This is a genomic window from Falsiroseomonas algicola (genome assembly GCF_011040385.1).
Taxonomy (GTDB): Bacteria; Pseudomonadota; Alphaproteobacteria; order Acetobacterales; family Acetobacteraceae; genus Falsiroseomonas; species Falsiroseomonas algicola.
Genome location: NZ_JAAIKB010000021.1, coordinates 49,269 through 67,885, shown reverse-complemented (window position 1 = coordinate 67,885; position 18,617 = coordinate 49,269). Strand labels below are relative to the sequence as shown.

Genomic DNA, 18,617 nt, shown 5'->3' with positions numbered 1-18,617 from the left:
TAACAGCAGCGAATCAGCACAAACAACCTTGCGCAAGCCGAGTTGTGTGAATGCCGTAGCGCAAGCGCGGGGGAGGGGGCAGCGGCGCGCCCGGACTCCCTCCCCCGCGCTTGCGGGGGAGGGTCGGGGTGGGGGTCTCCCGCCAGCCCGAATTCGCCTCTCATCCCCGCCCCATCGCCGGCGCCAGCAGCCCCTTCAGCAGCGCCCGGTCCGGGTCCCGGTGGTAGAACAGCCGATGGAAGGCCGCGACGCGATCCTCCAGCCCATCCGGCGGCGCCAGGCCGAACAGGATCGGCAGCCAGACCAAGCCGAGCAGCCGGTTCACCGCCGGCGGGAAATCCACCCAGCCGAAGGGCGTGTTCGGCACCTGCACCAGCCGCCCCTGCCGCACCGCGCGCAGGCTGCGCCATAGCGGGTCCTGCCGCGCCATGGCGATGAAGGCCGGGTCCAACGACATGACGTAGTCCGGGTCCCAGGCCAGCACCTGCTCCACGCTGACCTGCGCCAGGCCGCGCGCCCCGGGCGGGCCGACCGCCACATTCTCGGCGCCCGCATACTCGATGATCTCGGCATTGATGGACCCGTGGAGCGCCGTCTCGGTCCCCCGAGGCCCGCGCGCATAGAACACCCGAGGCCGCCCCCGCTGCGCCAGCAGGGCGGCGGCCTCCCGCGCCTCTGCCAGGATGCGGGACGCCTCCGCCGCGCGCCGCGCCGCCTCCGGCCGTCGGTCGAGCATCGCGCCCAGCGTCTCATAGGTCTCGGGGATCTTCGCCAGCGACGCGTCCAGCAGCAGCGTCGGGATGCCGGTCTGCGCCTGCACGCGCTCCGCCAACTGCACGAAGACCGGCGCGACCGATCCATAGTCCAGTACCAGATCCGGCCGCGCCGCCAGCACCGCTTCCAGGTTCGCGGTGTTGTCCCGCCCCGTCAGCCGGCCCACTTCCGGCAGCGCCGCCGCCGCGGGGTCCAGGAACACCGCCTCATGCGGGCGGGGAGGCCTCGCCGGCCAGCCCGCCAGCAGGTCCGGCGCTACCGTGTAGACCAGGATCGCCGCCGGCGGCCCCGCGGGGAACACGCGCGCCACGCGCCCCGGCAGCGCCACCCGCCGCCCCGTCGCATCCGCCACCTCCCGCGAGGCCATCGCCGGACCCGCGGCGAGGAGGAAGGGCGTGGCGAGCAGGGGACGGCGGTTGATCATCAGGGAAGCGGCTCCCGCGGCTGGGTCGGCGCCTCGAACCCATGCCGGGCCAGCACCGCCTGCCCCGCGGGGGAGAGGATGAACAGCCCGAGCCGAGAGGCGCCCGGCGTCTCCCCTAGCACGACCAGCCCGTAATCCGCAGCGACGGACAGCGCCTCCGGCAGCGCCACCACCCGCCCGCCCGGCACCTGGCGCACCGCGACGGCGGCGTTGGTGCAGTAGGTCAGGAAGATGTCGGCCCGGCCCTCCGCCACATGCCAGGCATAGCCGTCGATGCCCGCGGGAGGCTGCGCGCTGTTCGCGCCCCCCGTCAGGGTCAGCGCCTTCGCCTCCAGCGCCGCCCGCGCGCCGGGCCGGATCGCCTCCGCCCGCACGAAGGATGCGAAGGCATAATCCCCCGCCGGATCGGCGCGCGGCGTGGAGGTGCCGAGCTTCACGCCAGGGTCCAGCATCCGCTCCAGCAGCGTGTCGCTTTCCACCGCGACATCGCGCCCGACCAGCGCGCAGAGCCGGTTGCGGGCGAAGAGCACCACGTCCCGCCCCCGCGCAGTCGCCAGCGCCAGCGGATGCGTCATGTTGGCGGCGGCGAAGACATCCGTCGCCTCGCCCCCCGCGATGCGTTCGCGCAGCAGGCCGGATGGCCCGAAGCTGGCCCGCACCGTGCCTCCGCCCGCCGCCTGGAAGGCGGCCGCGACCTCCGTCAGCGCCGCGCGCAGCGACCCGGCCGCGTGCAGCCGCACCTCCTGCGCCTGTGCCGCTCCACCCATCAGCAGCACCGCCGCCAGTGCCAGCGCGCGCATCACGCCCCCGGCTGGTTGGCGTTCGGGAAGAACAGTTGCTCCCCGTTGATCTTGTAGCCCGCGATCGCCTCCTGCCCCGCGGGCGAGACCAGCCAGTCGATGAAGCGCTGCCCGGCCTCCGTCTTCACATGCGGGTGGCGCTGCGGGCTGACCAGCATGACACCGTACTGGTTGAACAGGCGCTCATCGCCCTCCGTCACGATCCGCAGATCCTGCCGGTTGCGGAAGGCCAGCCAGGTGCCGCGATCGGCCAGGATGTAGGCGTTCTGCGCCGCGGCCGTGTTCAGCGCCGGGCCCATGCCCTGGCCGACTTCCCGGTACCAGGCGCCGCGCCCCGCCGCGACGTCGATGCCCGCCTGCTGCCACAGCCGCAACTCCGCCGCATGCGTGCCGCTGCGGTCGCCCCGGCTGATGAAGGGCGCCCGCGCGGCGGCGATGCGCTTCAGCGCCTCCACGCTGTCGCGCAGCCCGTTGATGCGGGCCGGGTCGCTGGCCGGGCCGACGATGACGAAGTCGTTGAACATCACCGCGCGCCGCGGCCCGCCGAAGCCCTCCGCCACGAAGCGCTCCTCCGCTTCCCGGTCATGCACGAAGACCACGTCGGCATCGCCCCGCCGCCCCACATCCAGCGCCTGCCCGGTACCCAGCGCCACCACGCGCACCGCGATGCCGGTGGACTGCGTGAAGATCGGCAGGATGTGCCCGAACAGCCCAGACTGCTCGGTCGATGTCGTGGAGGACACCGTGATCGAATTCGTCTGCGCCGCGAGGGGCAGCGCCAGCGCGACAGCCAGGCCGAGGCCCAGGAACAACCGGCGGATCATTGGTCTTCTCCCTTGTCTCACCACAGCAGGTCGCCGCGCAGGAAGGCCGCGGCCTCCCCGCTCGGCGGCCTCTCGAAGAAATCCGGCGCGCGGCCCGCGGTGTTCACGCGGCCCGCCACCACCAGCACCACCTCCTCCGCCAGGCGCCTGGCCTGGCCGAGGTCATGCGTCGTCATCACCACCTTCGTCCCCTGCGCCGCGATGGCGCAGACGATCGCCTCCACCTGCCGCGTCGCCGCGGGATCGAGGCTCGCCGTCGGCTCATCGAGGAACAGCACCTCCGGCCCCATCGCCCAGGCCCGCGCCAGCGCGAGGCGCTGCTGCTCGCCCCCCGAGAGCTTCCGCGCCGGCCTTCCCGCCAGGGCCGAAAGCCCGACGCGCTCCAGCGCAGCCACGGCGCGGGCAGGATCCAGCCCCGCGAGCTTCAGCGGATACTCGGCATTGGCCAGCACCGACCGCCGCAGCATCACCGGCCGCTGGAACACCATCGCCTGGCGCTTCCGCGCCACCTCCTCCGGCAGCGCCCAGGCGACCCGCCCGGCGGTCGGCCGCAGCAGCCCGTGCAGCAGCCGCAGCAGCACGGATTTGCCCGCGCCATTCGGCCCGATCACCATCGTGGGCCCGCCCGCGCGCAGCGTGAGGTCGATGCCGCGGATGATCTCGACGCCGCCGGCCGAGAAGCCCAGCCCCTCCGCCCGCAGCGGCAGCACACCCGGCACCATCATGCGCCGCGCCTCGCCGCCAGCTCGCGCAGCCCCTGCGCGAGCGCGTTCACGCCCAGCACGATCGCCATCAGCACCACGCCCAGCGCCAGGGCCAGCGGCAGGTCACCCTTCGAGGTCTCGAGCGCGATGGCCGTGGTCATCACCCGCGTGAAGCCCTCGATGTTCCCGCCGACGACCATCACCGCGCCGACTTCCGCGCTCGCCCGCCCGAAGCCCGCCAGCAGCACCGTCAGCAGCATGAAGCGCCCGTCCCAGAGCAGCGTCGGCACCGCGCGCCACACCCCCGCGCCGAAGCTCCGCAGCTGCTCCGCATATTCGTCCCACATGGCCTCCAGCACCTGCCGGCTCAGCGCCGCCAGGATCGGCGCGATCAGCAGCGCCTGCGCGATCACCATCGCCGTCGGCGTGAACAGCAGCCCGAGCGCGCCGAAGGGACCGCTGCGCGACAGCGCCAGGTAGATCAGCAGCCCCGCCACCACCGGCGGCAGCCCCATCAGCGCGTTCAGCGCCACCACCAGCGCCTGCCGCCCCGGAAAGCGCGCCACCGCCAGCAGCGCGCCCAGCGGCAGCCCCACCAGCGCCGCGATCGCCACCGCCGTCAGCGATACCCGCAGCGACAGGCCGACAATCCGCGCCAGCCCGTCATCCCCCGACAGGATCAGCCCGAGGGCGAGCGAGAAGGCGGTGCCGAGGTCCTGCATGCCCGCCCCAGGTAAGGCCGGCATCTGGCGGCGTCCATCGCAGGACGCTACCCTATCGCATCATCATCTGCCTGAATCTGCCGGAATCTGCCGATGCCTGCCCGTCCGACGCCTTCCGAGATCATGACGCTGAAGGAAGCCGCTGGCTGGCTTCGCCTGTCGGAACGCGCCCTTTACGACCTGGCGCGCCAGCGCCGCGTGCCGGCGGCCCAGATCGGCGGCAAATGGCTCTTCCCCCGCACCGCCCTCAGCCTCTGGCTCGGCCGCCAGGCGGAGGCGCCGGACCATCGCATCACGCCGCCCCCCATCCTGGCCGGCAGCCATGACCCGCTGCTGGACTGGGCGGTGCGCCAATCCGGCTGCGGCCTGGCCTTGCGCGCGGGCGGCAGCCTCGATGGGCTGATGGCGCTGGCTGCCCACCAGGCCTGTGCCGCCGCCGTCCATGTCCCCGATCCCGACACCGGCGGCTTCAATGAGACGGCGACGCGGGCCGAGGTCCCGGGCGATTCCGTCGTCGGCCTGGTCTGGGCTTGGCGCGAACAGGGCCTGATCCTGCCCGCCGGCAATCCGCAGGGCCTCGCCACCGTCGCCGACCTGGCGCGGCCCGGCATCACCGTCGCCGGCCGCCAGGCCCGCGCCGGCAGCCACCTGCTGCTGGTGCATCTGTTGAGCGAGGCGGGGTTGCGCCTCGATGCGCTGCGGTTCCTGCCTGCGCCGTCGGCGACCGAGGACGAGGTCGCCGCCGCGGTGGCGGAAGGTCGCGCGGCCGCCGGCTTCGGCATCCGCGCGGAGGCCCTGCTCCGCGGCCTGCATTTCGTGCCGCTGGTGCGGGAGCGCTTCGACCTGGTGGCGCGCCCGCGGGACTGGTTCGACCCGCCCCTGCAGCGCCTGATGGAGTTCGCGCGCGGCGTGGCCTTCCGGGAGCGCGCCGCGCGCCTCGGCGGCTATGAGGTGGAAGCTACCGGCAGCGTCGCCTTCGCCCTCTAGCCCTACGCCGCTCCGCGGCCGGAGGCGCTACGCCGCGCCGCGGCCGGCCGCGCGCGTCGGGTCGTTCGCCGCGCTGTCCGTCTCCACCTCGCCCGCCGTCACGCCGGGCCTGCGGGTGGCGTAGCTGCGCACGCGGGCGCGGCCGGGCGGCAGGGCCGTGCCGCCATCCCCATCGACACGCCCCATCGCGCCCGCGCTGGTCAGCGTGCCGGTGGTGCGGCCCATGCCCGCCGCCATCCCGGCATCCGCGCTGCCCAGATTGGCCCCGCGCTGGCGCGGATCGTCGCGATCCTCGCCCTCTTCATCCGCCTTCTCCGCAAGCCCGCCGCTGAGCGGCGTCGTGCCCGTCAGGCTCGTGCCGGCGGCGCCCCGCGGCGTGGTGCTGACCCAGCCCGAGCCGCGCCATTCCTCCGCCCGCGTGTCGAGGTCGAAGGCGCCCGCGGCCTCCATCACGTCCATGGCAGAATCGAGCTGCGCCTCCGGCACCTCGGCGGAGACCAGCACATGCCCGCGGCGCAGCCCCTCGCCATAGGTGTTGCGGTCGTCATCCGGCACGAAGAGATCGGCGATGGCGGCGAGGATGCCGCGATCCTCCTCCGGTCGCGCACCCGGCGCGGCGGTGCCTTCTGTGGCGCGGATGCGCACATCCTGCGCGCCCATCTGGCGCAAAGCGTGCGCCGCCTGCTCGGCCTCCGCGCGCGTGTCGAACATGGCTGTGATCGTGCGGTCCATGCGGCTCTCTCCCGTCCTGTCCTTCGTGGTCTCGTCGGCCGGCGGGCCTGCGGGCCGCGCCTGGTGCCGGGAAGGCACTCAACGGTAGCGCGCATCCCGCGTTCCGCCCCGCCCCGAACATCCTGCGGTGAGGCCCCGCCAAGCGGGCTTGCGGCCCGCGCCGCACGATGCGTAACCTTCACGTCGCAACCAGGCAGGCCGGGATAACGGCCGCATCAGGGCAGGAGGAACGGATGGCTCAGGGGATGACCCGGCGCGACATGCTGCGCGCCGGTGCAGGCGCGGTCGCGATCGCCGGCGGCACGGCACTCACCGCCCCCGCGGTGCACGCCCAGGCGACCACCACCTTGCGTTGCGGCTTCTGGGACCACTGGGTCCCCGCCGGCAACGGCATCATGCGCGAGCTCTGCGCGGAATGGGGGCGCAACAACCGCGTCGACGTGCAGGTGGACTTCATCACCTCCGTCGGCAACCAGAACCTGCTGACCATCGCCGCCCAGGCGCAGGCCCGCAGCGGGCACGACATCCTGAGCTTCCCGACCTGGGAGCCATCGGCCCATGCCCGCCTGCTGGAGCCGGTGGACGACATCGTCGGCCGCCTGATCGGCAAATACGGCCCGATCAACCCGACGGCCGAGTATCTCGCCAAGCGCGAAGGCGCCTGGCGCGCCATCCCCGCCGTCTCCGGCTCCCAGCACAAGCCGTCGCTGGCCCGCTTCGACCTGCTGCAGGAACACGCGGGCCTCGATGTCCGCGCCATGTATCCGGCCGAGGACCGCGCCGGCCCGGGCGTGGACCAGTGGAACTGGGCCACCTTCCTGACGGCGGCCGAGAAATGCGCCGCCGCCGGCTTCCATTTCGGCCTGCCCATGGGCAGCTTCACCGATGCGGTGGACTGGGTCGGCGCCTTCTTCCGCAGCCACAACGCCAAGTTCATCGACGAGAACGGCCAGGTCACGGTGCGCCGCGACCCCGGCGTGCGCGCGGGCCTGGAATACCTCGTGCGCCTGGCGCGCTTCCTGCCGAACGATGTCTGGGCCTGGGACGATGCCAGCAACAACCGCGCGCTGATCTCCGGCCGCTCCGCGCTGATCTTCAACCCGCCCTCCACCTGGGCGGTGGCGAAGCGCGATGCGCCGGCGGTGGCGGAGAAGTGCTGGACCTTCCCGATGCCGGCGGGCCCGGCGGGCCGCTTCACGCCGTATCTGCCCTATTTCTGGGGCATCTGGTCCTTCAGCCGGAACAAGACGGCGGCCAAGGGCCTGCTGGAATTCCTGTCCGACCGCACCAGCGCGGACCGGCAGACCACGACCAGCAGCGGCTACGACATCCCGCCCTTCGGCAGCATGTCGAACTTCGACATCTGGCGCACGGAAGGCCCGCCCACCGGCGTGGTCTACAACTACCCGCTGAAGCCGCACCACCAGGCCCAGCAGTCCATCGCCTTCGCGCCCGCCCCGGCGGAGATCGCCGTGCAGGCCTACAACCAGGCGATCAACACCAAGCTCGTCGCCCGCGTCGCGCAGGGGGGCGAGACCATCGACCAGGCACTGACCTGGGCGGAGCGCGAGCTGCGCAACTTCGCGCGCGGCTGACGCCGGCAGGGCAAGGGCGGGGGCCGGAAGGCTTCCCGCCCTTCGCATATCCACCGCGGGACAGGAGACCATCCGCATGTCGGCCAGCGGCGCGACCATGACGGCAGGGCGCACGGAGGGGGTCACCTCCCTCCAGCGCTTCACCCGACGGCGTTCGACGATCGCCTTCCTGATGACGCTGCCGCTGATCGCGGTCATCGGGGGACTCGTCGTCTATCCCGCGGGCTACGCGATGTATCTCTCCACCCTGAACCGGCGCATGACCGAGTTCATCGGGCTGGAGCAGTTCGCGATCCTGCTGGATACCGACACCTTCTGGATGGTGATCGCGCAGAGCTGCATCTTCGCCGTCTCCGCCGTGCTGCTGAAGGCGCTGATCGGGTTCTGGCTGGCCCATATGCTGCACGACATCCCGGCCAAGGGGCAGCGGAAGTGGCGCGGCATGCTGCTGGTGCCCTGGGTCATCCCGCCGGCGCTCTCCACGCTCGGCTGGTGGTGGATGTTCGACCCCAGCTATTCCTCCATCAACTACCTGCTCAACGTCTTCGCCGTGCCCTCGGTCCCCTGGCTCGGCGAGCCCTGGTGGGCGCGCACCTCCGTCATCATCGTCAATGTCTGGTACGGCGCGCCCTTCTTCATGATCATGTATCTGGCCGCGCTGAAATCGGTGCCGGAACAGCTATACGAAGCGGCGGCCATCGATGGCGCGACCGGCTTCCAGCGCCTGCGCTACGTGACCCTGCCGATGATGCGCAACATCATCAGCATCACGGTGCTGTTCAGCCTGATCGTCACCTTCGCCAATTACGACATCGTCCGCGTGCTCACGAATGGCGGGCCGCGGGACCTGACCCACGTGTTTGCGACCTACGCCTTCCAGGTCGGCATCCTGTCCGGCAACGTGCCGCGCGGCGCCGCCGTCTCGCTCTTCATGTTCCCGCTGCTGGCGATCTTCGCCTTCTTCGTGCTGCGCGGCGTGACCCGGCGGAACAAGGAGGAATCGTGAGATGAGCACGACCGGTGCCACCCGCGACCTGCCCGACATCTACCACAAGGCGGGCAGCCTTTCCTCCGAACGCCGCTGGGCGCTCTGGACCGCCTACATCTCCCTGATCTTCGCCGCCATCATCTTCCTGGCGCCGCCCGTCTACATGTTCGTCACCAGCCTGAAGACGAGTGCGGAGGTCGCCAACCTCCAGGGCAATCCCTGGCTGGTACGCAACCCGACGCTGGAGAACTACACGGCGATCCTGAGCAACCCGACCTTCCTGGTCTTCTTCTGGAACAGCGCCAAGATCACGGTGATGGTGGTGCTGATCACCATGGTGATCTCGACGCTCGCCGCTTTCGCCCTCGCGCGCATGCGCTTCTGGGGCAGCCAGGCGCTGGCGACCGGCGTCTTCCTGACCTACCTGATCCCGGAGACGCTGCTCTTCATCCCGCTCTACCAGATCGTGGGTGGGCTCGGGCTGCTGAACTCCTCCTGGGGCCTGGTCGTCGTCTATCCCACGCTGACGGTGCCCTTCTGCACCTGGATCATGATCGGCTACTTCGCCTCCATCCCGAAGGAGCTGGACGAGGCCGCGCTGATCGATGGCGCGTCCTGGTCCCAGATGCTGCTGAAGATCTTCATCCCCGTGGCCATGCCCGGCATCATCGCGGCGACGATCTTCGCCTTCACCGTCAGCTGGGCGGCCTTCGTCTATCCCACCGCCTTCGTGACCACGCCGGATGAGATGCCGCTGACCATCGGCGTCGTCTCCCAGCTCGTGCGCGCGGACACCTTCGCCTGGGGGCAGATCATGGCCGGCGCGCTGCTCGCCGCCCTGCCGCCCGTCATCGTCTATGCGTTCCTCATGGATTACTACATCGCCGGCCTGACCGCCGGCGCGACGAAAGGCTGACAATCCGATGGCTCAGGTATCCATCCGCAAGGTCGTGAAGGCCTATGAAGGCGGCGTGCAGGCGGTGAAGGGCATCGACCTGGAGATCGCCGACCATGAATTCGTCGTGCTCGTCGGCCCCTCCGGCTGCGGGAAGTCCACCACGCTGCGCATGATCGCGGGGCTGGAGGAGATCACGGGCGGCGAGATCGCCATCGGCGGCACCGTCGTGAACGACATCCCGCCGCGTGACCGCGACATCGCCATGGTGTTCCAGAACTACGCGCTCTACCCGCATATGTCGGTCTACGAGAACATGGCCTTCGGCCTGACGCTCCGGAAGTTCCCGAAGGAGGAGATCAAGCGCCGCGTGGAGAATGCGGCTCGCATTCTCGACATCACGCCGCTGCTCGACCGCAAGCCGAAGGCGCTGTCCGGCGGCCAGCGGCAGCGCGTCGCCATGGGCCGCGCCATCGTGCGGGACCCGAAGGTCTTCCTGTTCGACGAACCGCTCTCGAACCTCGACGCCAAGCTGCGCGTGCAGATGCGGACCGAGATCAAGAAGGTCCACCAGACCGTCAAGACCACCACCGTCTACGTCACCCATGACCAGGTGGAGGCGATGACGCTGGCGGATCGCGTCGTCGTCATGAACCACGGCATCATCGAACAGGTGGGCCCGCCGCAGGAACTCTACCACCACCCGAAGACGCGCTTCGTTGCCGGCTTCATCGGCAGCCCCGCGATGAACTTCATCCCCGCCCGGGTCGAGAACGGATCGGGCGCGCTGCGCGTGACGCTCCCCAACGGCATCACCGTCCCCGTCCCGGAATCCCGCACCGCCCGCTACCAGACCGCCGCGGGGCGGGAGGTTCTGTTCGGCATCCGCCCCGAGCATCTGACGGAGGTGAAGAACCTCGACCGCGACAACATCGCCGTCTTCGAGCTGACGCCCGAGGTGATCGAGCCCATGGGCATGGAGACCCTGGTGCATCTCTGGCTGCAAGGCGCCGAGGTCTGCTGCCGCATCGACCCCACGACGCCGGCCGAACCCGGCCGCCCCATGCAGTTTGCGGCGGACCTCAACCACATGCACCTGATCGATCCCGAATCCGGGAAGGTGCTGTAGAAGGAGGGCATAGCAGCCTCAGGACCGGTCGCATCGACGGGTTTGCCCCGCATGGCGAAGGTGCTTGCGGTTCTCGCGGTGCTGTCTGCTGGCTGGGTGTACCTGTCGATCCCTGCCTACCTCGCCACAATCGTCGTGGTGTCGGAGGTGCCGCTCAGCGACGTGAACCTGTCAGCGGAGAATAGGCCATCGGTCGCCCGCTTCCAGGGCCGCCCGGAAGATGCCCTTCATGTCTTCGAGCACAGGCTGGCACGCGGCGCGCGTCCGGAATCCCGCATCTGGATCGGCTGGCGCAGTCCTGACGGGCGGCAATGGACGCTGGAACAGCGCATCTACCACGAAGGGAAGGAAGCGCGGTGTGTGCATGTGCTCCGCGTGGATGTCCTCGGCGTGCCTGTGCAGGTGGGAAGCTATCATGGTGGCCTGCCGCATTACCGGCGGAGCGCCTGCCAGACGCCGCTCCATCCCGGCTGAGGCGGCGCGGCGAGCACGGCGCCGGACAGGTCGCCGCCCATCAGCGATCCGCCCCTCGCTGACCACCCGGGGCTGGACGCCCCCAGGCCTCGCGTGCACGTTTCCTCCAACCCGAGGAAACAGGCACCCATGGCCGATACCATCCACATCCCCGCCCAGCAGGTGGAGCATTTCGTCACCCGCATCTTCGCCGCCGCCGGCTGCGACCAGGCGGAGGCGACGCGCATCTCCACCCATCTGCTTGACGCCAACCTCGCCGGCCATGACAGCCACGGCGTCGCCCGCGTGCCGCGCTATGTCGAATGGCTCCAGGCCGGCTACGTCCTGAAGGGCCAGAACGTCGCCACCGTCACCGATGGCGGCAGCTTCCTCCTGCTCGACGGCCTCTTCGGCTTCGGCCAGACCGTCGCCCCCCAGGCCGTGCGCATGGGCATCGAACGCGCGCAGCAACACGGCATCGCCGTCGTCGGCTTGCGCAACGCCGGCCATATCGGCCGCGTCGGCGCCTATTCCGAAATGGCGATCGAGGCCGGCCTCCTCTCCGTCCACTTCGTCAACGTCGCCGGCTCCGTCCTCGTCGCCCCCTTCGGCGGCACGGAGCGCCGCTTCTCCACCGCCCCCATCAGCATTGGCGTCCCGCTGCCCGGCCGCCCCCTCGTGCTCGACTTCGCCACCTCACTGGTCGCGGAGGGCAAGGTCCTCGTCGCCTCCAACGGCGGCAAGGCCCTGCCCGCCGATGCGCTGATCGAGCCCGATGGCCGCCTCTCCGGCGACCCCCACACCCTCTACGGCCATTACGACACCATCGGCCCCCGCAACCCCGCCAACGGCCGCGGCGCCATCCGCGCCTTCGGGGAGCACAAGGGCAGCGGCCTCGCCTTCATGTGCGAGATGCTGGCCGGCGCGTTGACCGGCGGCGGCACCTCCGGCCCCGTGGAGGCGCGCGGCCGCATCGCCAATGGCATGCTCTCCTTCTACGTCTCGCCCAAGCACTTCGGCACCCAGGCCGAATTCGAGGAAGCCGGCCGCGCCTATGTGGACTGGGTCGTCGCCACCAACCCCGCGACGGAGGGCCAGCCCGTGCTGGCCCCCGGCGACAAGGAAGCCACGACCAAGGCCGACCGCCTGGCCAATGGCGTGCCGCTCCAGCGCGACACCTGGGACAGCATCCTCGACACCGCGCGGCGCCTCGGCATCAACGACCCGGCCTGATCAGGCGAAGACGATATCCGCGGCGGTGATCGACGCCGCCGCGACACCCTCCAGCACGATGCTCTGCCCGTCGCCCCAGGCCAGCACCGCATCGCCATCCCCGTTCTCGGCAATGCTGACCGCGCCGAAGCCGCCGGCGCCGATCAGCACCAGCCTGTCCACGCCATCCTGGAAATCCAGGATGGTGTCGGCACCCGATCCCGCGCGGAAATAGAAGCGGTCCGCATCCGCGCCGCCCGACATCGTATCCGCGCCCGCATCGCCATAGATCCGGTCCCGCCCGGCGCCGCCCGCGATCGCGTCCGGCCCGTTACCGCCGAACAGCGCATCGTCGCCATCCCCGCCATTCAGGATGTCGCTGCCATCCTCCCCGAACATCCGGTCATTGCCATCGCCCCCAGCCATGGCATCGCCTTCCGTCCCGCCATACATCCGGTCATCGCCGCCATCGCCATAGAGCGCGTCATTCCCCGCCTGGCCGCGCAGCACATCGTTCCCGGACCCGCCCGTCAGCGCATCCGTGCCCTCGCCCCCGCGCAACAGGTCGTCGCCGTCACCGCCGGCCAGCGCATCCGCCCCCGCGCCGCCATCCAGCGTGTCCCGCCCGCCCGCGCCATACAGCGCATCGGCATCGGCCCGGCCATACAGCGCATCGTCGCCGCCCCGCCCATCCAGGATGTCATACCCGCCGAGTCCGTAGATCCGGTCCGCCTCCCCGGTCCCGACCAGCCGGTTCACGCCATTCGTGCCCACGATGCGCGCCATGGATCATCCCTCCGTTTCCACAACCCAAGAGAGAAATCCACGACCGAGGGTTGCGATGCGTCGGCCCGCGCAACGGTCCCGTCACGCCTGCGCGATCGCTGTCCCCGCGCCTCACGCCGAGGCATAAACGCCCCATGGACCCGCTCACCCGCCTGCTCATCCGCCTCGCCCAGTGGTTCCGCCACCCTCCATCCCCGACCCGCATCAAGATCATCCTCGCCACCATCGCGATCTGCCTGGCCCTCGTCGCCATCGAGAAGTTCGTCGGCTGGCCCGACTGGATGACCGCCGAACGCGTCCCCATCCGCCGCTGAGCCTTGCGCGCCCGTCCGTGGCGCGCGACCCTCCCCGCAACGAATGGGAGGACCCGCACCATGCTCCGCCGCACCCTGCTCGGCCTGACGGTCGCCGCCGCGCTCGCCACCCCCGCGCTCGCCTATCCCGACCGCACCATCACCCTCGCGGTCGGCTTCGCCCCCGGCGGCTCCACCGACGTCACCTCCCGCCTCCTGGCCGACCGCCTCGGCCCCGCCCTCGGCCCGAATGGCCGCGTCGTGGTGGAGAACCGCCCCGGCGCCGCCGGCCTCATCGCCAGTGACTGGCTCCGCCGCCAGACGCCGGACGGGCACCTGCTGATGCTGGTGGAGGCCTCCTCCCATGCCCTCGCCCCCAATGCCGTGCAGGGCGGCACGCGCTACGACCCGATCGGCGACTTCACCCATATCGCCGTCGTCGGCACCGGCCCGATGATCGTCGTCGCCCCGCCATCCTTCCCCGCCCGCACCCCCCAGGACGCCATCGCGCGCCTCCGCGAAGGCGGCGAGAACCTGCCCTTCGCCTCCTCCGGCGTCGCCTCCATGCCCCATCTCTCGGCCGAGATGGTCGCCGCCGTCCTCAACATGCCCGGCCGCTTCCCCCATGTGCCCTACCGCTCCGGCGGCCTGATGGTGGAGAGCATCGCCCGGGGCGAGACGCAGTGGGGCGTCGCCGTCCTCGCCTCCGCCGCCGGCCAGGTGCGGGACGGCCGCGTGCGCGGCATCGCCGTCACGGGCCTCGAGCGCTTCCCCTCCTTCCCCGACATCCCGACGCTCGCCGAATCCGCGCTGCCGGGCTTCGACCTGGAGAACTGGTTCGCCGTCATCGGCCCCAAGGGCATGCCGCCCGCCGTGGTCGAGACCCTCAACCGCGCCATCCGCACCGCCATCGCGGAACCGCAACTGCGCGAACGCCTCCTCGTCGCCGGGGTGAATCCCTGGACCCGCCCCAACGCGCCGACCGATGCCGAGGCCTTCTTCCGCGCCGAACTCGCGAAATTCGGCCAGGTGGTGGCCCGCACCGGCGTGAAGCTGGAACCGTGAGCAACACTACAGCCGACGTCATCGTCATCGGCGGCGGCTCCGCCGGCTGCGTCGTCGCCGCCCGCCTCTCGGAAGATTCCTCATGTCGCGTCCTCCTCCTTGAGGCCGGGCCGCCGGACAAGGACCCCTGGATCCGCCTGCCGCTGGGCTACGGCAAGCTCTACGGCACCGGCCGCTACGACCCGCGTTTCATGACGGAGCCCGAGCCCCAGCTCGGCAACCGCCAGATCCACTGGCCCCGCGGCCGCGTCCTCGGCGGCTCCGGCTCCGTCAACGGCCTGGTCTTCCTGCGCGGCAGCCCGCATGACTACGACCGCTGGGCCCAGGCCGGCGCGCGCGGCTGGTCCTACGAGGAGGTCGCGCCCTTCTTCCGCCGCATGGAAACCTGGCTCGGCCCGCCCAGCGAGGCCCGCGGCACCACCGGCCCCATCCAGGTGGGCGAGCCCCGCCGCCTGGCCGAGGCCCCCCGCGCCTTCATCGAGAGCTGCATCGAGGCCGGGCTTCCGCGCCTCGGCGACGTCAACGCCGGCGGCAGCATCGAAGGCGCGGCGCCCATCCAGCTCAACGTCGATGGCCGCTGGCGATCCTCCTCCGCCCGCACCTACCTCCGCCCCGCCATGGCGCGCCCCAACCTGGAAGTCCGCACCGGCATCCAGGCCCACCGCCTGGTCTTCGAACAGGGCAGGGCCGTCGCCGTGGAGACCGCGCAAGGCCGCTTCAACGCCACCCGATCCATCGTGGTTTCGGCGGGCGCGATCGAGACGCCGAAACTGCTGATGCTGTCGGGCATCGGCGACGGCGCCGCCCTGCAGGCCATGGGCATCCCCGTGGTCGCCCACAGCCCCGATGTCGGCCGCAACCTGCAGGACCATTTGATCGCGAAGTTCATCTTCCGCACGAAGCCCTGCGGCACGCTGAACGAGATCCTGCAAAGCAACATCAGGAAGGCCGCGATGGGCCTGGACTGGCTGCTGCGCCAGGCCGGCCCCCTGACCATCGGCGCCGGGGAGGCCACGGCCTTCGCCCGCATCACCCCCGGCGCGGAGGAAGCGGAGGCGCAACTCCTCTTCGTCAACTTCTCCACCTTCGACTATTCGAAGGGCCTGCACAGCCACCCCGGCGTGATGCTGAACTACGGCCCCTGCCGCCCCGACAGCCGCGGCACCCTGCGGCTCCGCAGCCCCGACCCCGCCGACCACCCGATCATCCACGCCAACTACCTGGACCACCCCAATGACTGGCGGATCATGCTCGGCGCCGCCGCCCTGTGCCGTCGGATCGCGTCAGTTGGCCCCCTGCGCGGCTTGATCGAGGAGGAACTGCGCCCCGGCGCCGGGGCGGCCTCCGACGAGGCGTACGCCCAGAGCATCCGCGACACCGCCAGCACCGTCTTCCACCCCTGCGGCACCGCCCGCATCGGCAGCGACGACCGCGCCGTGCTGGACCCGGAACTGCGCGTGCGGGGTGTGGACGGGCTGCGCGTGGCCGATGCGAGCGCCTTCCCGCTGATTCCCTCGCCGAACATCCAGCCGGCGGCGCTGATGGTGGGGGAGCGGTGTGCGGGGTTTATGCGGGGATAACGAGTTATTGGAGATCAAAGCCTTTCCAATGGTTTGCTTCAAATTCGGCTTGGAGCGCGATAAGTGCGATTCCGCGCAATCCCAATGAGTATTTTAGGGTGGGCGACCCTTTTCGCGCCGCCCACCACTCAACGATGTGCGTTTGCATTGGGTTTTGGCATTGATATGACTATTCCGCTTTTCCTTTCTGGTCGCTCTCTGCCGTCGGCGTTGGCACTGAATTTTTTGATAGTTTTCGGAGTTTGACTAACAGCTTTGGTGGGCCATTTTTTTTGAGTGCCCCAGTTGTGGTGTTGTCCGCGGCTGAAGCCTGCTCGAGCTTGTCGGTCTGCGGTTGACTGTCAACTTCATTGTAGAGTCTCTCGGACTGTCGGCTGAGACCCTTTTCGAGGGCTTTAAAAAGGCTGATCCAGCGGTCCATCCAATCTTGATTCGGCTCTCGATCCGCCCTGGCAAACATCGCCGATGCAAAAGATTTTTTGCTATTCTTGTGGATAGAAAAGGGCTGTAAGGCGCCGGCGCTATCCACCGAGAAATCCTCAAACCATTGCCGGTGCGTTGCATGCGTCGTTAAAATCCACTCGTCGGGGAACAGTCCCTCTATCGCGAATCGATCTCGGACGACAATAAAATGATCGTTTGCTTCAAATGGAATCTTCTTCTCGCCAAAGAATCCTTGCAGATCTCTACGGCATTTGTCGCCAGCGGCATCCCCATCAAGCATAGCGACGCAAGCGCGCTCTGCGCGAATCATTTGGTACGTAGCCCTGAGAAACCCTTCAATCCCTCGCACACCGCCAAAATCTAGTATTGCTAACCGCTTAGAGCAAAGCAGCGGGAAATTTGAAGCGGCGTCGGTATTTTGGGAAATGCGCTTTAACATATAGTCGAGATAATCTCGGTCCGTTTCCCCTTCTACAAAAATGTTGAAGCGGTCGAGGTTGTAAAAATCACTGAATCTTACTCCAAGAGATTGTCTGATCGCACTCGTTGCTTCAATGTACGTCTTAAAATATTTCGGTACCGTCCAGCCGCTTGCAAGCTCGGTGCCAATTATTCGTTTTGGATCGTCCGGAACAAAGCTAAGCGAATGCGTTGTGGTTACAATTTGGGAATTTGTTGAAATATTTTGAATCAAATTTCGGCATTGTGTTGCGAGTTGAGGGTGCAGATATGCTTCTGGCTCTTCGAGTAGCCACAGCACATTTTTTCCACTCTTTTTTTCTTCTTCGGTGATCCAGCTGAAGGCTGCAAGGAGGGCAGTAGATTGGATACCCATGCCCTTCGAAGCGATGCCTGTCAAATTGGGATCCTTGATGGAAAAATCCACCTCACGGAAAAATCGATCCGGGTGTTCCGGTACTGAAAAATCGCAAGAAAGCCCACTTAGTCCGGAGTCCTGCAGCGCCTTGTCTAAGGCGGCCGCTGCGTTTCTCATAGCATTCTTCATTTCGTGGAGGTGCGGCTGGATCGATATGAAAAGCTGCCTTTTCAAGAACGGCGTAACAAGTTCCTGGTATAACTGGGTCGTGCTTTTTTCTGACGGAATATAATGAACGGAAAACGAATCAAGAATACTTTCAACAAGTTTTTTTTCGAGGCGAGAATATTGGACCTTCGTATTGGGAGCGTTTGGTCGTCTAAGATTTGGGTATACACGATAGCTTGGCTTGGAATTCAAGGAGAACGTCAAGTATACTGTTAGCTCTGAATTGTCAGATTTATCGCTGGGGACAACTCCCAGGAGCCGTCTAACGTTGCTCAAATTGGCAATAATTTCTTGATCGGCAACGTCATCGCTGAGTGAGAATGTCATCGATATATTTGTTTGCGCGGGTGCTTGGTCAAAGCTGAGATCATGATGGCGTGAGTAGCCCAATTCATTCTCATGGCCGGTAAAAAATAATCTAATACCTCTAAGCAAATTCGTCTTCCCGGTATTATTTGCGCCGACTATTGTTACGCCGTTCGCGATGGGGATCTCGATTTCATCCTTGATTGTGCGAAATGTTTTTATTTTGGCGGCTTTAATTTGCATGAATTCGCTGCTTTTTGCTGCTTGTGGGTTGTACGCTGAGGATACCTCGCTCGGTTATTTGATGCAACGACATTCATTTCGCTATGAACAGTTTGCGTATGATGGTTGTACTGTAGCGTCGCCTTAGCCTTCTGCGCGTTGCGCACTGTCAACCTTCGGCGTTGGCCATGTCTGACACCATATCGCTCGCTTCTGCCATGGGTCCGCTGCCCGAACGGCCGAGCCTGTGCGGGTTTCCTAGGCGCCCAACCGCCTCTATGCCAGCCTGTGTGATTCCTTCCTGGTTCCACCGCCCACGATGACCGATGTGGGCCAAGATTGCTCTCTTGATTGGTATTCCGGACTGCATTCGCGCCGCGCTGCCTTGCGCTTTACCTATCTTTTGTTTCTATTCCCGAAATCAAAACGCAGCCATGATAACCCATGGTAACTGCCCTATTCCACTAGACTCGGCGTTCCGTCTCGCGTTATAGGAACATATGCCTCGCGCCACCCAGCCCGAGGCCGCTCCTTGAACCCGCGAATCAGGCTGCCCTTTTGTCCAAAAGCACCCCGCTGATTCGGTGCTAAACGCCCTAAATCGGCTAAACGCCCCTTACGTTTCGGCTCCTAACCC

The 18,617-nt window shown here is 68.0% G+C and carries 18 protein-coding genes; 10 read left to right on the top strand and 8 right to left on the bottom strand.

Going from position 1 to position 18,617, the window contains the following annotated elements; genetic code table 11:
* Nucleotides 1-160 precede the first annotated feature (160 nt).
* Genes G3576_RS28365 through G3576_RS28345 form a run of 5 tightly spaced genes read right to left on the bottom strand, consistent with a single transcriptional unit; the run spans nucleotide 161 to nucleotide 4,272 of the window.
* On the bottom strand, nucleotides 161-1,198 hold the full coding sequence (locus G3576_RS28365) for an ABC transporter substrate-binding protein (protein ID WP_207623086.1): 1,038 nt from the start codon (nucleotides 1,196-1,198) through the stop codon (nucleotides 161-163).
* Nucleotides 1,198-1,998, bottom strand: coding sequence for a molybdate ABC transporter substrate-binding protein (locus G3576_RS28360; protein ID WP_164697859.1), 801 nt, complete (start codon nucleotides 1,996-1,998; stop codon nucleotides 1,198-1,200). Before G3576_RS28360 ends, G3576_RS28365 begins: the two co-directional genes overlap by 1 nt.
* Entirely contained in the window at nucleotides 1,998-2,822 is an 825-nt protein-coding gene (locus G3576_RS28355) for a substrate-binding domain-containing protein (protein WP_164697858.1), read from the bottom strand. The genes G3576_RS28360 and G3576_RS28355 overlap by 1 nt, the downstream gene beginning before the upstream one ends.
* A 17-nt stretch (nucleotides 2,823-2,839) precedes the next feature.
* Nucleotides 2,840-3,547 (bottom strand): ATP-binding cassette domain-containing protein, encoded by a 708-nt coding sequence (locus G3576_RS28350; protein ID WP_164697857.1) that lies wholly within the window; start codon nucleotides 3,545-3,547, stop codon nucleotides 2,840-2,842.
* Complete coding sequence (locus G3576_RS28345) at nucleotides 3,544-4,272, bottom strand: ABC transporter permease (protein WP_407926142.1); 729 nt, start codon at nucleotides 4,270-4,272, stop codon at nucleotides 3,544-3,546. The genes G3576_RS28350 and G3576_RS28345 overlap by 4 nt, the downstream gene beginning before the upstream one ends.
* A 69-nt stretch (nucleotides 4,273-4,341) precedes the next feature.
* On the opposite strand from G3576_RS28345, the gene G3576_RS28340 reads away from it, so the two are divergent.
* Nucleotides 4,342-5,235 carry a helix-turn-helix transcriptional regulator gene (locus tag G3576_RS28340; RefSeq protein WP_164697856.1) on the top strand — a complete coding sequence of 298 codons (894 nt, stop codon included), beginning with the start codon at nucleotides 4,342-4,344 and terminating at the stop codon, nucleotides 5,233-5,235.
* Nucleotides 5,236-5,262: 27 nt separating this feature from the next.
* Here the strand turns inward: G3576_RS28340 and G3576_RS28335 are convergent, their stop codons facing one another.
* Entirely contained in the window at nucleotides 5,263-5,967 is a 705-nt protein-coding gene (locus tag G3576_RS28335; protein WP_164697855.1) for a hypothetical protein, read from the bottom strand.
* Between the two features lie 245 nt (nucleotides 5,968-6,212).
* On the opposite strand from G3576_RS28335, the gene G3576_RS28330 reads away from it, so the two are divergent.
* The 6 genes from G3576_RS28330 (at nucleotide 6,213) to G3576_RS28305 (ending at nucleotide 12,260) form a co-directional block, all read left to right on the top strand.
* Entirely contained in the window at nucleotides 6,213-7,562 is a 1,350-nt protein-coding gene (locus tag G3576_RS28330; protein WP_235952504.1) for an ABC transporter substrate-binding protein, read from the top strand.
* Nucleotides 7,563-7,638: 76 nt separating this feature from the next.
* Complete coding sequence (locus G3576_RS28325; protein WP_164697853.1) at nucleotides 7,639-8,568, top strand: carbohydrate ABC transporter permease; 930 nt, start codon at nucleotides 7,639-7,641, stop codon at nucleotides 8,566-8,568.
* 1 nt (nucleotide 8,569) lies between these two features.
* A complete protein-coding gene (locus G3576_RS28320; RefSeq protein WP_164697852.1) occupies nucleotides 8,570-9,466 on the top strand; it encodes a carbohydrate ABC transporter permease in 897 nt (298 codons plus the stop codon).
* 7 nt (nucleotides 9,467-9,473) lie between these two features.
* On the top strand, nucleotides 9,474-10,574 hold the full coding sequence (locus G3576_RS28315) for an ABC transporter ATP-binding protein (RefSeq protein ID WP_164697851.1): 1,101 nt from the start codon (nucleotides 9,474-9,476) through the stop codon (nucleotides 10,572-10,574).
* A gap of 51 nt (nucleotides 10,575-10,625) precedes the next feature.
* Nucleotides 10,626-11,048: a hypothetical protein gene (locus G3576_RS28310; RefSeq protein ID WP_164697850.1), complete on the top strand. Its 423-nt coding sequence runs from the start codon at nucleotides 10,626-10,628 to the stop codon at nucleotides 11,046-11,048.
* A gap of 129 nt (nucleotides 11,049-11,177) precedes the next feature.
* Nucleotides 11,178-12,260, top strand: a complete 1,083-nt coding sequence (locus G3576_RS28305) for a malate/lactate/ureidoglycolate dehydrogenase (RefSeq protein ID WP_207623085.1) — start codon at nucleotides 11,178-11,180, stop codon at nucleotides 12,258-12,260.
* Here G3576_RS28305 and G3576_RS28300 read toward each other — a convergent pair whose 3' ends face one another.
* The gene (locus tag G3576_RS28300) at nucleotides 12,261-13,025 is read right to left on the bottom strand and encodes a calcium-binding protein (RefSeq protein WP_164697849.1); all 765 of its coding nucleotides are present in this window, start codon (nucleotides 13,023-13,025) and stop codon (nucleotides 12,261-12,263) included.
* 134 nt (nucleotides 13,026-13,159) lie between these two features.
* Here G3576_RS28300 and G3576_RS28295 point away from each other — a divergent pair, with 134 nt between their 5' ends.
* The 3 genes from G3576_RS28295 to G3576_RS28285 are packed head-to-tail and all read left to right on the top strand — an operon-like array spanning nucleotide 13,160 to nucleotide 15,963.
* Nucleotides 13,160-13,339 carry a hypothetical protein gene (locus G3576_RS28295; RefSeq protein WP_164697848.1) on the top strand — a complete coding sequence of 60 codons (180 nt, stop codon included), beginning with the start codon at nucleotides 13,160-13,162 and terminating at the stop codon, nucleotides 13,337-13,339.
* A 60-nt stretch (nucleotides 13,340-13,399) separates the two neighbouring features.
* Nucleotides 13,400-14,383, top strand: coding sequence for a Bug family tripartite tricarboxylate transporter substrate binding protein (locus G3576_RS28290; protein WP_164697847.1), 984 nt, complete (start codon nucleotides 13,400-13,402; stop codon nucleotides 14,381-14,383).
* Nucleotides 14,380-15,963 carry a GMC family oxidoreductase gene (locus tag G3576_RS28285; protein WP_164697846.1) on the top strand — a complete coding sequence of 528 codons (1,584 nt, stop codon included), beginning with the start codon at nucleotides 14,380-14,382 and terminating at the stop codon, nucleotides 15,961-15,963. Before G3576_RS28290 ends, G3576_RS28285 begins: the two co-directional genes overlap by 4 nt.
* Nucleotides 15,964-16,132: 169 nt before the next feature.
* On the opposite strand, the gene G3576_RS28280 is transcribed toward G3576_RS28285, so the two are convergent.
* Complete coding sequence (locus G3576_RS28280; RefSeq protein WP_164697845.1) at nucleotides 16,133-18,001, bottom strand: ATP-dependent nuclease; 1,869 nt, start codon at nucleotides 17,999-18,001, stop codon at nucleotides 16,133-16,135.
* Nucleotides 18,002-18,617: the final 616 nt, after the last annotated feature.

Excerpts from the sequence above, each read along its gene's own strand:
- G3576_RS28365 (WP_207623086.1), bottom strand. The coding sequence starts at position 1,198 with ATGATCAACCGCCGTCCCCTGCTCGCCACGCCCTTCCTCCTCGCCGCG.
- G3576_RS28360 (WP_164697859.1), bottom strand. The coding sequence starts at position 1,998 with ATGCGCGCGCTGGCACTGGCGGCGGTGCTGCTGATGGGTGGAGCGGCA.
- G3576_RS28355 (WP_164697858.1), bottom strand. The coding sequence starts at position 2,822 with ATGATCCGCCGGTTGTTCCTGGGCCTCGGCCTGGCTGTCGCGCTGGCG.
- G3576_RS28350 (WP_164697857.1), bottom strand. The coding sequence starts at position 3,547 with ATGATGGTGCCGGGTGTGCTGCCGCTGCGGGCGGAGGGGCTGGGCTTC.
- G3576_RS28345 (WP_407926142.1), bottom strand. The coding sequence starts at position 4,272 with ATGCCGGCCTTACCTGGGGCGGGCATGCAGGACCTCGGCACCGCCTTC.
- G3576_RS28340 (WP_164697856.1), top strand. The coding sequence starts at position 4,342 with ATGCCTGCCCGTCCGACGCCTTCCGAGATCATGACGCTGAAGGAAGCC.
- G3576_RS28335 (WP_164697855.1), bottom strand. The coding sequence starts at position 5,967 with ATGGACCGCACGATCACAGCCATGTTCGACACGCGCGCGGAGGCCGAG.
- G3576_RS28330 (WP_235952504.1), top strand. The coding sequence starts at position 6,213 with ATGACCCGGCGCGACATGCTGCGCGCCGGTGCAGGCGCGGTCGCGATC.
- G3576_RS28325 (WP_164697853.1), top strand. The coding sequence starts at position 7,639 with ATGTCGGCCAGCGGCGCGACCATGACGGCAGGGCGCACGGAGGGGGTC.
- G3576_RS28320 (WP_164697852.1), top strand. The coding sequence starts at position 8,570 with ATGAGCACGACCGGTGCCACCCGCGACCTGCCCGACATCTACCACAAG.
- G3576_RS28315 (WP_164697851.1), top strand. The coding sequence starts at position 9,474 with ATGGCTCAGGTATCCATCCGCAAGGTCGTGAAGGCCTATGAAGGCGGC.
- G3576_RS28310 (WP_164697850.1), top strand. The coding sequence starts at position 10,626 with ATGGCGAAGGTGCTTGCGGTTCTCGCGGTGCTGTCTGCTGGCTGGGTG.
- G3576_RS28305 (WP_207623085.1), top strand. The coding sequence starts at position 11,178 with ATGGCCGATACCATCCACATCCCCGCCCAGCAGGTGGAGCATTTCGTC.
- G3576_RS28300 (WP_164697849.1), bottom strand. The coding sequence starts at position 13,025 with ATGGCGCGCATCGTGGGCACGAATGGCGTGAACCGGCTGGTCGGGACC.
- G3576_RS28295 (WP_164697848.1), top strand. The coding sequence starts at position 13,160 with ATGGACCCGCTCACCCGCCTGCTCATCCGCCTCGCCCAGTGGTTCCGC.
- G3576_RS28290 (WP_164697847.1), top strand. The coding sequence starts at position 13,400 with ATGCTCCGCCGCACCCTGCTCGGCCTGACGGTCGCCGCCGCGCTCGCC.
- G3576_RS28280 (WP_164697845.1), bottom strand. The coding sequence starts at position 18,001 with ATGCAAATTAAAGCCGCCAAAATAAAAACATTTCGCACAATCAAGGAT.